The organism is Mycobacterium sp. pW045, from assembly GCF_041287085.1.
Lineage (GTDB): Bacteria > Actinomycetota > Actinomycetes > Mycobacteriales > Mycobacteriaceae > Mycobacterium > Mycobacterium algericum_A.
In genome coordinates this window covers 1-241 of the sequence record NZ_JBGGKU010000039.1, presented here as the reverse complement: position 1 = coordinate 241, position 241 = coordinate 1, and the positions used below count along the sequence as shown (strand labels likewise).

Here is a 241-nt window from a genome sequence, read left to right as displayed (position 1 = left end):
ACCACCAGCGCCACCGTTGCCGATCGCGCTGCCGTTACCGCCGGCACCACCATCGCCACCGTGGGCACCCGAGGCCGCAGCCGGGTCACCGGCCGCGTCGTAGCCGGCGCCACCGTCACCACCATTGCCCTGCGCACCATGGGCATCGGAGTCATTACCGGTGGCCCCATCAGCACCCGCCGACGAGCCGGCACCACCGCTACCACCGGCGCCACCGTTGGCCAGCGCACCACCGTCACCG

At 73.0% G+C, this 241-nt stretch carries 1 pseudogene; it reads right to left on the bottom strand.

The features are described 5' to 3' along the window. Positions 1-241: pseudogene (locus ACAG20_RS21105) on the bottom strand (esterase); the annotation flags it as partial.